Origin of the sequence: Flavobacterium sp. (assembly GCF_031423415.1) — a bacterium.
Lineage (GTDB): Bacteria > Bacteroidota > Bacteroidia > Flavobacteriales > Flavobacteriaceae > Flavobacterium.
The window spans coordinates 13,364-25,263 of sequence record NZ_JANPFL010000003.1; the positions used below are offsets into that span (position 1 = coordinate 13,364).

Genomic DNA, 11,900 nt, shown 5'->3' on the forward strand with positions numbered 1-11,900 from the left:
GGATTGTTTTTACTGATTTTTAACTAATCTTTGGTAAAACAGCATACTTTGTCTTGCCACTTTTTCCGTACTAAAGGCAAGAGTTACTTTTTTTCTAGCGGCGATTCCAAATGTGGACTGCAATTTCGGGCTTTCTAGTAGTTCCAAAATTCGCACTGCATACTTTTTATGGGCTTTGGGATGAACCAAAAAACCCTCAACTCCCTCTTCAATAACTTCTTTTGCCCAACCAATATTGGAAGCTACAATGGGCTTTTGCAACGCCATTGCCTCAATCCACGAAACAGGCAATGCTTCGGCAAATGTAGGAAAAACACAAACTCCAGCCGCTTTTATATGTGCTTTTATCTCTTGATAAGGAACGCTTCCTAAATAACTCACGTTTTGCAGGGCAGCGGCCGTAAACAATTCTTGCATCATTTCCCAAGTCGATGGATTTCCACTTAGTACATCAGGAACGTCTTTTCCTATCAAAAGGAGTTGAACTTCCGGATTTTTTTGAATCACTTCATTAAAAATGAATGGCAATTCCAATAATCCTTTTTTTCGGATTAAACTTCCAAAATAAAGAATGGTGTTCTTATCATTGCTATTGACATTGCTATCGCCATCAAACAAATCCATATCAATAGAATTGGGGATAATTGTAAATTCCTTTTGTAACCCAAAAACTTGATTCGTCAAATCGGCTGTGAATTGACTTACTGATAATAACCCATCTGCCATTTGAAGTGCCCTTCGTTCGTGAAATTTATTTCTCCATTTCACGGGACGGTTGTCCAAATGACAAAAATAAGTGTCCGACCCGTTCAGTCGTATTACTATAGGACATTTTTTAGGCTGAATAAAAGAGGTAATTCCAGTCCAATCAGGAGCTTCGACTAAATCAATTTCCTTGCTAGCATACAATTGATTGATGATACGTTCTATTTTTTTTCGCGTCAAAAACCAAGATAATCCTTTGAGTTTTACATTCTGAATTTGTTGAATTGTAATGCCGTTATCGTCAAAAACACTTTCTTTATTTTGACCATAAACTAGCACTCGAACTGAACAACCTTGTGCTAAAAGCCCAATCGCTAGGTTCTTGATGCTCGTACCGATACCACCTGAACTTCCTGTTTTGGGATGTGGATATTCAGGAGTTAGAAAGGCGATTTTCATAATTTTAGTTTCTATTTTCATTTTGATTCGTAGTATCAGCCATTCATTTCCGACTACCTCTTCCAAGTTCTAACACCCCTCACCTAAATCCTAACTTCTAGCAACAAATCTATATGCTCGTTTACCATTTTCTCCAAATTAAAATCCTTTTCGATTTGAAAGCTGACATCGTTTTTAATTTTTAAATTTCCCACTACAATATTTTTTAAGATTTCTGCCAATGCCAAATAGTCTTTAGCTTTAAAAATATAGCCGTTTGTGCCATTCTGAATGATCTCTAGATTACCTCCAACGGGAGTTGTAATGACTGGAACATTGGCAGCCAAACTTTCTAAAATAGAAAGACTGAAACACTCCATGTAGGTGGGTTGTAACAAATATCTATAGTACGACAATAATTCATTAAGCTCAGACGAGCCTCCTTTGAAATGAATAATTCCCTCAATATTATTTGCCTTGGTCATTTCTTTCAATTCAGTTTCATAGGGTCCTTCTCCGTAAACATCAATTTGAATTTGGTTTTTTATATTTTCGTCTAAAACGGCAACCGCTAGTATCAAATCCTGAATTCCTTTGGAATGCCGCAAGTGCGAAGAAACCACAAATTGGTTTGTATTTTCTTGAGTTCGCTTTTTAAAAACCGAAGTGTCAATACCATTATAAATCACAGTCGTTTTCTTACCCAGAAAAAAACCATAATCCTTTAGAATATGCTTTCTGGTATAGTCAGAAACACCTATGAATTGGTTAATATACTTGGAATACAAAACCCCTTTTATTTTGTTTTTTATGATTTTAGAAAGCGGAAAACCCTCCAAAGGTCTTGGATTATGATCAACGGCGATTGTTTTATGAATACCTGTAAGCTTTGCTTTTTTATAAAAAGAGGTACACAAAGCCAAAAAATGAGTGACTAAAATAGTGTATTTCAGATTTTCTTGGTGCACTTTTTCTAAGAAAAAGCGTTCTACATTTTCGTTATTGGCACTAAAAATAGTTAGCCCAGAATAGAAATCAAAGGATTCATAATTTAGAAAATACCAATCTATTTCATATCCCAACTGCTTTGCTTTCGCATCATATTCTACATAAAACCGATCCATACCGCCGATGCGGTTAGGATTAAGTGCGTAATTGCAGACCACAGCTATTTTCTGACCCAAAACTATTTATTTAGAAATTATTTTATTTGTATGGTGGTCTAAAGTATAGAAATAAATCTTAGAATTAGCATCTTTTATTGTATTTATTACATCTGATTTTATAAAATCAGGCAAACTATCCTTACTGATTTTTGAAATGCAAAAACTGAAAGGATACGCATTATAAAAATCTTCCCTATCCGATTTTTTATTTGTTTTCGCCAATCGTTGTGAATTATAGCGCCAAATATTTAATGCATTCCCCTGAATGAAAACGTTCCTTTTTTGATTGAATTCATCTTTGATTTCCAACTCTAAAGAATCGGCTTCAATATTGAAAACGGTATAATTTCTTCCAAATAATTTAAGAAAAGCTGCATCATGCATAGGATAATCCTCTTTATCGTGTTTTTGCAAATCGCTTCCATAATAAATCAAACCAAAAGGATAGTCCAATTTTGATAAACTACTTTTAACTTCTGTAATAAATACCTTATCATAATACTTTATTCTTGTGACAGAATGAAAGAAATTATTCCCGCCAATTAATTCCTTGGCTCCTAATATCGAAATAACGACCAAAATCAAAAGTTTGATTTTGCCAAAAAGAGTTTCTGTAGGGGTTTGGAAGAATAAATAAATAATTAAAGCCAATACAAATGGACCAAAAACGTTGGTTGCAAATTGATAGGCATCACCAATCTTATTAAAATTAACATAAACCAAAACGGAACTTAAATAGCAAAGCACCAGAAAAATAAACAATGCTATCCGCAACTCCTTATCTAATGTTTTTGTTGTAATTAATAATATGGTGGCTAGTATGAAACTAAGCCAGTAGTAGGCAATGAAAAGCAAGATTGATTTTTTAAAAAATTGCATAATAAAATCAACCAAGCCAGCATTATTAGAAACCATCAAATTAGAATTCCCAATATAGAGTTGCTCTTTCTGTTGATTGAAATAATAAAAAAATAAAAAAGCTAGTGTCAACAAGATAAAACCCCCCAGCAGAGGTAAATAAACTTTTATGGTTTTTTTTATTTCTTTTCTTTCCTGAAATAAACAAAATAAAATTATTGCAAATACTATTAAAAATAAAGCAATAGCAGACTGAACCAAGAGAGGAATAAGGACTAGCAAATAGATAGCTTCCAATTTCTTTCCTTTTTCAAATTTGAAAAAAAATTGAAAATAGATTGAAAAGATGATCGCTAGTTTCGTGTAGGCTAAAATTCCAATGGGATCATAACCGCCGGAATGATTGGGATAGATAAAATCTGATACACTTCGAAACCATGTTCCAGAAAATGCAAATAATAGTAAAACCGATAAAACTAAAGAGCCCAGTAATTTAAATTTTTGCCTCAACAAAATAAATAGACTCACGGAACACATAAAAATGATGATGGTGCTATAAAAAAGTTCCCAAATGTAAATAGTATCTATTTTAGTCAAATCTAATCCCAATGAAACCAACCAAAAATCATTTGTTCGATACGGTTGAGCGAAATTCAAAAACGGAAACAAAACGTTTTTTAATCCCATTGCATTTTCATTGCCACTCAAATGATAGCCTTCGGCAATTTTCATATAAAATTCATTGTCGATAAACAATAAATTGGGTGCATTATAATCAAAATTCCAAAAATAACTTGCCTTTAAACCAAAAATTACTGTCCATAAAACAACTATAACACAAATGGGCTCGAAATATTCTTTTCTTTGAGTAGCACGAATTTCCTTTGAAGTATCAACAACATAAAAATAGCCTATAATCCACAGTAAGACAAAAATTCCTGCACTATTTCCGTTGCCCTTGACAATTGCATAGCTAGCAATAAGTAACAAATAGCCAAACAATAAGCTCAAAAAAAGGTTAGCCTTACGAAAACGAAAAAGTCCCAATCCGAAAAAATAGGAAAGCATCAAAGTGCCTAGACCAAGGAAATACAGGATTACAATATCTGAAATCATTTAATTATCATTTACTTGTTGTGTTTTTAATCGATTAAATAATTTCAATGCCGCAGGTGTATTTTTAGAGATTGTGATGATTCTAAACAAAACAATGCGTTTTAAATTTTGTTTAAAATTCTAAAAACCCCATAGAAAGACAAAAGGCACAGCACCATATAATTCGTAAAAATTAAATATTTTGAAATTTTATTCTGACTTTCTAATTCAGAGTAATATACAATGGTCATTACAAAAACTGCGGACAGCCATCTCAATTCAACATAAGAAATGATTATAACAGAAAAAATCATAATCATAGTCAAAGTGGCTAACGGCACAAAGTAGTTTAATTTCAGTTTTTTATCGGTTGGAATTCCTTTAAACCTATACAATAAAGTAAACAAAAGCATAAAGCTTAATGACCTAAAACTGTAAACAATCGATGAGGCAAAATCTTTAAAAAACTCTTTTATTGTTAGTTGATAATTGTAGGTCATCCCATTCAAGATTCCGTCTGGCAGCGATCCTTTCCCATTTTTATCCAAATATTGTTTTGTGGTTTCCCAACTGGGATGTTGACCATTAGCTAATGTACCCTCATTGACCATTAGTTGTGCAAGATACTGCCGTTGTGACCAAGAAACACCGCAACCTTGAGGAGGCAATTTTTGGTCAAAAGATAGACTTCCATTTTGTTGAATGGAAGGAATATTTAACAACAGAAGAAAAACGAATATTCCCAATGGGGCAACTGTTCTTTTAGAAAATCGACTACCCGATTGGTACAAAATGTAGCCTCCAAGAATGACTACTGGCATATAAACCAAAAGAAGTTCTCGTGTAAAAAAAGCTATAATTAATGCGGTTAAAGCCAAATTAAAGTGGAATTCTTTATTAATCGCAGCATTATTAACTTCATTAAAAAAAACAATTAAAGTTACAAAAAACAAACAATCATTGGTGCCAAAATAAAAATAGCCTACGGTACTAATAAAGAAGAAAAGGTAATAATACGTTGATTTCAATTTTACTTTCCCGACGTAATAAAAATAGAGAAATAATAAGAATAGCAAAATGACATTTATTAACTTTAATGCTGCAAAATCCTCCATAATAAACGATAATGGATAAGCCAATAGCATATAGGAAATTGAAACGTTTTGCACAATGGCGTCATACCATCCAACGTTTTTGATCAATTGTAAATCAGCCAGAAACAAGAACTCATCTCCACCTGTGGGTAATCTAAAAAAATAGTATGCAGCAATAAATAAGTAAAAAACAGCACTGAATTTGAATAAATTTTTTGCTTTTTCTGTAATTATTTCAATATTCATTTTTAAGATTATTTATAATATTAGTACAATCTAACTCATAATACATAGGCAATCGCAATAAACAATCCGAATATCGATCGGATTGAAGGAGTGAATCTCCGTTATAAATTTGGATGTAAAATGGACCACTGTGTAAGCTGATGTAATGAAAAACAGACAAAATGTCTTTGCTTTTTAATTTCTCAATAATAGCGGTTCTTTGTTGCAAATTCTTGCAAACCAAATAAAACATATGGCCATTATTAGTAGCATAAGAAGGAATCACAGGCAATTGAATTTCATTTTCTGTTGCCCAATCTTGAAGCGCCATATTGTACTGTTCCCAATGCAATTTTCGAACGTGTTGAATATCATCTAAATTCTCTAATTGTGCCCACAGAAAAGCCGCAATAATTTCAGAGGGTAGGAAACTCGAACCCACATCCACCCAACCGTATTTATCGACTTCGCCTCTGAAAAAAGCAGATCGATTCGTTCCTTTTTCCCAAATAATTTCGGCTCTATCGGCAAATTGAGCATCATTAATGGACAACATGCCTCCTTCTCCCGAAATAATATTTTTTGTTTCGTGAAAAGAAAAAGCCCCCAAATGCCCTATTGAACCCAGTGGTTTTGAAATACCATCTTTTCCAGTATAAAAACTATCAATGGCTTGAGCGGCATCTTCAATAACAAAGAGATTGTAAGTCTTAGCCAAATCCATAATTTTGTCCATATCACAGGCAACACCAGCATAATGTACGGGAACTATAGCTTTAGTTTTTGAAGTAATCAACCCTTCAATACTATTTTCATCGATTCCAGGATGATCTGTTCTACTGTCGGCAAAGATGATTTTGGCACCTCGAAGTACAAAAGCATTTGCGGTAGAAACAAAAGTATAGGAAGGCATAATGACCTCATCACCCTCTTTTATGTTGATTAAAATAGCGGCCATTTCTAGCGCATCGGTACAAGAAGTAGTTAGCAAACATTTATTAAAACCATATTTGTTTTTGAAAAAATCTTGGCACAAGTTGGTATAATAACCATTTCCTGAAATCTTGCCTTTTTTGACAGCGTCTTCGATATAGACTAATTCTTTGCCGGTAAGATAGGGTTTGTTGAAGGGGATCATCTTAAAGTGTCTTAAATTTAGTGTCCTTTATTTTAATAAATTTTAATTCAAAATAGTGGTAAGACAAAGAACTTAATACTATCGTAATACCAAAAATTAATGGGTAGAGCAAAATATTGTAATATATACCTCCTTGAAAATTTGAAAAATATTTATTAACAAAAGGAAAAACAAGAAACATTACAAAGGTATGGTACATATAAATACCATAGGATATTTTACCTAAATAAAAGAAAAGCCTATTTCTAAAAATCCATTGATTTTTATCATTAATGGTAAACAAAATCAATAGAAGAAAAAGGAAACTGATAACAATTTCTTGAATCACACTAAAAAAAAATGGATTAAAAAGAAAGGCAGCAATCATAGCTATTATTAAAAAATAGCCCCATTTGGAATACGTATATTTTTCGATTAGCTTCTTTTTAGTAAAGAAAAGATAACCGCCTATTGAACCTATCGCCATAAAATGAAAGGAGATAGATTTGATAATCACAGATAAAGGGTAAAAGATGTAATTATTTTTAGCTAAAAAAATTAAAATAGGAAACAAAAACAATACCGTGAAAAAAACTTGTAGAATCCTATTTTTATTGAAATATAAAATTAAAACGGGCCAAAGAATATAAAACTGCTCCTCAATACCCACGGACCAAGCTTGGGTACAACCAGTTATGAAATATCCCGAGTACAGAGCAATATTTGGCATAAAAAACAAATAAAACAAGATCCCTTTTATTCCATAATTATGTGTATCGGTAATTCTGTAATACGACGAAAGATCCTCCTTAAAAATATCGAAATTGACAGCCAAATACGGAATTAGCAGAACTGATATCGCAAAAATGAGATAATATAAAGGCCAAATTCTATACATTCTTCTCAAAAAGAATTTTTTCAAAAAGATGGTCTTGCATTTCTCTTTTTCTTGCAACAATAAATAAGTTATCAAAAAACCACTAAGAACAAAAAATAAAAAAACACCATTTTTTCCGACATTACCTGTGAAATAATCGAGAAATGCAAAATGACTTTTAATGGGATTAAAATCATTATGGAGTTCTATGTGATGGTAAATTACCGCCAAGGCTGCAATAGCTCGTAATTCATTTAATCCGTTAAAAAAGAAACTTTTTTTTACTTCCATTTCAAAACTTCCTAAATTTATTTTTTCCAAAAATGTTTAATATTTCGGTTTTCAATAATTTGATATCCTAATCTCTTGTAAAATTCACAAGCTATGTGATTCTGAAGTTGGGTAGGGATTCTTAATTCAATTACACCTTTTTTAAACAACTCCATTTCAACATATTCTATAAGTTTCCTACCAATTCCTTTACCTTGATGCTTTGAGCAAACTGCTATTAATCCAATAGTGGCATAGCTACCCCAAACTTTATAGGTAACAAATCCAAGGACTTTTTTTTGCTCTTTGTAAACTAAAACTGCATCTGCAAATTCTTTCGTAAAGGAATTATCGACCCATTTTTTATATAATTTTTCAAACTCAATTTGATTAAAATTAGAATCAAGCTTAAAACGACTGAATTTTCCGCTTTCAAATGCTAATTCATAAATTTCTTCTCTAGTTGAACTCTCCAATTCAATAAAAACATTTGCGTCTACTGAATCACTATTTGGAACTATATTTTTTGAAAAAACTATTTTGTTCTCCGAATAATTTTGCTTGTAATTTGTGATCTCGACATCAATATCTCTATCACTTACCACATAAATTAAATCAAAATCATTTTCAATTTCAAAAGATTTTCTGTCATTGAATAACTCTAACAACCCAATTTTTTTATTAAAAAAAGAGGAATCCCACTCTACATACTTAACTTTCATTTTTTTTGTCAATAATATAAGAAGGCCTATTCTTAGTCTGGTCAAATATTTTGCCTACATAAATTCCGGTAACACCTATTGTAGTAATTACTACTCCAGACAAAAACCAAATAGATACAATTATGGAACTATATCCTAAAACATCAATTTGATTGGTCAATGCCAAATAAACATTGTAAATTCCAAGAATAAAGGAAATGATGGAAATGGTCAAACCAAACTTTACAAACAATTTTAAAGGTTTATTAGAGAAAGAAATTATGGTATTGAAAGCCAAACTCAATAGTTTAGCAAAACTGTAACTAGTGCTTCCTTCAACTCTTTCGGCATGTTCTACAAGAATCGAAGCGGAATTGTAACCGACAAACTTAACAAACAAAGGAAAAAATTTGATTGCATCTGGAATTTCTAAGATAGATTGAATTACTTTTTTATGATAAATTCCAAAATTAGCCACCTCATTGTCATATTCGGTATCTGTAAAATAGCCATAAACCTTAGAAAAAAACAAAGAAGTCATTTTCTTAAAAAAATGGTCTTGCCTATTTTTTCGTTTGGCTAAAACAATATCAAAACCCTCTAAAACTTTGGTATACAATTTTTCAATTTCTTCAGGTTGATCCTGCAAATCACAATCCATAACCACAACCCATTCTCCTCTGGCCTTAGACAAACCTGCCATAATAGCGGGATGTTGTCCAAAATTTCGACTTAGTTTTATACCCTTTATATTTGGATTTTTTTTTGCAATACCTTCGATGACGCTCCAAGAATTGTCTGGTCCACCATCTTCAACCAATATAATTTCAAAATCTGAAGTGATTTTATAAACCGCTTTCTCGATTCTTTCTACCAATAACGGAATGATTTTCTCCGCCTTGTACACGGGAGAAACTATTGATAGTAATGGCACGGGTTGTTTTAACATAAATTAATTTTAAACTTTATAATGTGACGCTAAAAGTAGTTAAAATCGATTTAAAAACAAGTATTCCTATTTTAAAAACTATTCTAAAATGTTTTTTAAAGTTAATGCAATTCGTTTGCTTGTGCCTTCTAGAGATTCACTCACTTGTAAATCAATCATCGATTTTCTTTGTATTATGCGTTCTATGGGATTGGCCAACGCAATATTGATTTGGTCGATTAATTCCCATTCATTTTTTGCAATAGTTACCGATTGACTATCGACTACTTTTTTATAATGATCAAAATTCAAGAAGCGCTGGTCGTCATACAATCCATTCTCTGGATTTCCAAAAACAGTGTTGATTACGGGTTTATCAAACAACATAAAATCCAAACTCATTGTTGAACACATATTCACATTTAAATCGACATATTCCAATAAAGAACGTAAATCTTTGATATCCTCTTCGCTGGGAATGCGTTGCGACCAGCTTTCGGCGTGATTTTCTCGGGTCAAAATCCATTTGGGAACATTCCAAAAGATTTCTGGAAACTCCTCTCGAATCGACTTGAACCTGGAATCATCTTCAGCAGGCGAAGTTCTTACAATCAATTGCGCTTTGGTTTTAATATCATTATTCCTTAAGCCTTTTGCAATTGCAGTAATGACTATTGGGTCATTTGATCCTATGGAAACATCGGCGCAACTATAACAAATCGTTTTCAAATTAGCATCCAAACTGAATTTTGTATAAAATTCTGCGGAAGTAGTTTCGTATTTTGGCATTACATAAGGTTCAAATTGAGGAGTTCCCACCACTTTTACCTTTTCGATTGAAACATTCGGGTAAAAGTGCAGTAATTCGGACTGCATCAAACGACTCCAAACCAAAAAATAATCAAAAGTGCCCAACATCCTTCCTTTGGACGCTAAATTGTCCCAACTAAAAATAAAAGTACTTGTAGGTATCTTCAATTGTTGTGCAGCATATAAAAACGGTGCTAAAAAAGGCGGTCTTTGATGGGTAAAAAACAAATGTGAAGGTTTGTCTTCTTCAAGAAGTCTTAAATACGATTGCGTAATTTTATTTTTAGAAAAGAATAAAAACTGTAACTTCTCTATCCATAAAATACTATTGTCCGAATGAACAAAACGAGTAACAAAATAAATCAATTTTACTAATAGTGCTCGTGCTGAATTGTTTTTGGGATAGCCTATTTTCAGATTGTCCTTCATTCCATAAAAAGACTTGTACTTTCTCAAATGGGCTACTTCTTTCCATTTCCTAAAAAACCAAACGGGTTTAGATTCTATGTAAACATCTAATTCTTTTATAGTTATATTGGATTGCGAAATAGCATCATAAGCATGGATTGGCAAACCCGAATATAAGATAACGGAATCAAATTGTTTTGTGGCTTCTGGAATGAAATCACTCATAATAAAATTTCGAAAACCTACTCCATCTGTTATTACTATTCCTAGTTTTTTCATTTATTAAAATAGTGATTATTATATAAAATCATTAAAACTGTATTATTACTTCATCAACACTTCTTCTGCGAAAATTTCAGTAAACCTCTTGGCTCCGTTATCATTTAAATGGTTACAATCAATAAATAATTGATCATCTGTAAGAACTTGTGAGAAATCTTGCAACCCAGGTATTTTAAACTTCAATTTTGCAGTGAAATCCTTGTTCTGGTTATTCTTACAGAACGGAGCACAATAAAACACAACCTTCATCTTATTTTGCTTTATAAAAAACTGAATACTATCTAAAGTTTCATTTTTATCTAAAAGGACTTTAGGCAATGCTCCAGTCAATTCTGTTGCATTTCCCAGTCTTGATATATAACCTTTTTGTAGTATAACATTTGTTTCTTTTTGTACAATATTAGAGAAAATTTCTCTAAACCCTAACTTAAAATCGTTGCTACAATATCGGAAGAACGGGAGATAATAATTGGCAATGGAATGCACACCATATTTATCGGAATAACTTTTGGTAATACCATTATCTCTTATGAATGGCATCATTTGATATTCAAATATATTCGAATGTCCGTCCTTTATGTTGTAAATATAATCTACTTGAATAAAAATAGTTTCATACTGAATATTATATTCTTTTACTAATTGCAAAAGTGTGTAAATATCGCCTAATTTGGCCGCTTGAAATCCTAAATTAACAGCCGATTTACCTGTTTTCTTTTCAATAATATTGGGAACAATTCCGTATTCGACTCTCGAAGAACCTATAAAAATATAATCCACTTTTTTGTTACCCAAACTTCTCAAATATTGAAACTTGGACCTAGGAAAGGAGGATTCATATATTTTTGTGTATGTTACATCAAGCACAATCATTACAATTAAAATTGTAAATATCGATCCCATAATATATATAACGAATTTTTTCA

The 11,900-nt window shown here is 32.0% G+C and carries 10 protein-coding genes; all 10 read right to left on the reverse strand.

Annotated features, from left to right (window positions below; genetic code table 11):
- Nucleotides 1–9 precede the first annotated feature (9 nt).
- Nucleotides 10–1,185 (reverse strand): glycosyltransferase family 4 protein, encoded by a 1,176-nt coding sequence (locus RMO83_RS00575; RefSeq protein ID WP_310557725.1) that lies wholly within the window; start codon nt 1,183–1,185, stop codon nt 10–12.
- 62 nt (nt 1,186–1,247) lie between these two features.
- Nucleotides 1,248–2,327, reverse strand: coding sequence for a glycosyltransferase family 4 protein (locus RMO83_RS00580; RefSeq protein ID WP_310557726.1), 1,080 nt, complete (start codon nt 2,325–2,327; stop codon nt 1,248–1,250).
- A gap of 6 nt (nt 2,328–2,333) precedes the next feature.
- Nucleotides 2,334–4,283 (reverse strand): hypothetical protein, encoded by a 1,950-nt coding sequence (locus tag RMO83_RS00585; RefSeq protein ID WP_310557727.1) that lies wholly within the window; start codon nt 4,281–4,283, stop codon nt 2,334–2,336.
- 101 nt (nt 4,284–4,384) lie between these two features.
- A complete protein-coding gene (locus RMO83_RS00590; RefSeq protein ID WP_310557728.1) occupies nt 4,385–5,602 on the reverse strand; it encodes a hypothetical protein in 1,218 nt (405 codons plus the stop codon).
- The gene (gene rffA, locus RMO83_RS00595) at nt 5,592–6,719 is read right to left on the reverse strand and encodes a dTDP-4-amino-4,6-dideoxygalactose transaminase (RefSeq protein ID WP_310557729.1); all 1,128 of its coding nucleotides are present in this window, start codon (nt 6,717–6,719) and stop codon (nt 5,592–5,594) included. Before rffA ends, RMO83_RS00590 begins: the two co-directional genes overlap by 11 nt.
- Nucleotide 6,720: 1 nt before the next feature.
- Nucleotides 6,721–7,896 (reverse strand): acyltransferase, encoded by a 1,176-nt coding sequence (locus RMO83_RS00600; protein ID WP_310557730.1) that lies wholly within the window; start codon nt 7,894–7,896, stop codon nt 6,721–6,723.
- Nucleotides 7,884–8,567, reverse strand: coding sequence for a GNAT family N-acetyltransferase (locus tag RMO83_RS00605; RefSeq protein ID WP_310557731.1), 684 nt, complete (start codon nt 8,565–8,567; stop codon nt 7,884–7,886). The genes RMO83_RS00600 and RMO83_RS00605 overlap by 13 nt, the downstream gene beginning before the upstream one ends.
- On the reverse strand, nt 8,557–9,495 hold the full coding sequence (locus RMO83_RS00610; RefSeq protein WP_310557732.1) for a glycosyltransferase family 2 protein: 939 nt from the start codon (nt 9,493–9,495) through the stop codon (nt 8,557–8,559). The genes RMO83_RS00605 and RMO83_RS00610 overlap by 11 nt, the downstream gene beginning before the upstream one ends.
- 78 nt (nt 9,496–9,573) lie before the next feature.
- Nucleotides 9,574–10,971, reverse strand: a complete 1,398-nt coding sequence (locus tag RMO83_RS00615; RefSeq protein WP_310557733.1) for a hypothetical protein — start codon at nt 10,969–10,971, stop codon at nt 9,574–9,576.
- A 45-nt stretch (nt 10,972–11,016) separates the two neighbouring features.
- On the reverse strand, nt 11,017–11,877 hold the full coding sequence (locus RMO83_RS00620; protein ID WP_310557734.1) for a hypothetical protein: 861 nt from the start codon (nt 11,875–11,877) through the stop codon (nt 11,017–11,019).
- Nucleotides 11,878–11,900 lie beyond the last annotated feature (23 nt).